The 815-nt window shown below is 66.9% G+C and carries 1 protein-coding gene; it reads right to left on the bottom strand.

Going from position 1 to position 815, the window contains the following annotated elements:
* Positions 1-485 (bottom strand): MFS transporter (locus BZY54_RS47220; RefSeq protein ID WP_244217698.1); only part of this gene is annotated, 485 nt, incomplete at its 3' end.
* Positions 486-815 lie beyond the last annotated feature (330 nt).

Genomic DNA, 815 nt, shown 5'->3' with positions numbered 1-815 from the left:
CCGAGGAGCAGGGCGAGGGCGCCGACGGGCACGTTGATGAAGAACACCGACTGCCAGTTGACGTGCTCGACGAGGACGCCGCCGAGGATCGGGCCGCCCGCGGTGGAGGCGCCGATGACCATGCCCCAGATGCCGATGGCCATGTTGAGCTTCTCGGCCGGGAAGGTGGCCCGCAGCAGACCGAGTGCGGCCGGCATCAGCAGTGCGCCGAACAGGCCCTGGAAGACGCGGAAGGTCACGACCATCGCGATGCTGTGCGACAGGCCGATGGCCCCGGAGGCGGCGGCGAAGCCGGTCACACCGATGAGGAAGGTCTGCCGGTGCCCGAAGCGGTCACCCAGCTTGCCCGCGGTGATCAGCGAGACCGCGAGGGCCAGGAAGTAGCCGTTGGTGATCCACTGCACATCCGCGAAGCTGGCGTGCAGGTCCTTCTGGATGGCCGGGTTGGCGATGGCCACGATGGTGCCGTCGAGGGCCACCATCATGACCCCCACGGCGACGGTGATCAGGGTGACCCACGGGTGCCCGCGCAAGCCCTCGGGCGGTGGGGGGTCCGACGGGGCTGACGCCTTGTCCCCCGGCCCTGTCGTATCGACGGTCTGACTAGTCATACATTCGAGGCTAATGTCAGCCACTGACAAACGACAAACGGATTCACAAGTCGGTAACTGACAAGTTGCACTCCTATAGTCTGAACAGCGGAAAGAGTTTGCCGGGAGGACCGAGCACGTTGATGGACACAGTCGGGGCCGCCCCCGGTACGGCGCCGCGTCCGGGGCTGCGCGAACGCAAGAAGCAGCGCACCCGGGACGCAC

It is taken from the genome of Streptomyces carpinensis, assembly GCF_002154505.1.
GTDB classification, from domain to species: domain Bacteria; phylum Actinomycetota; class Actinomycetes; order Streptomycetales; family Streptomycetaceae; genus Streptomyces; species Streptomyces carpinensis.
The sequence above is the reverse complement of the archived record's forward strand: the minus strand, read 5'-3'. Positions and strand labels throughout refer to the sequence as shown.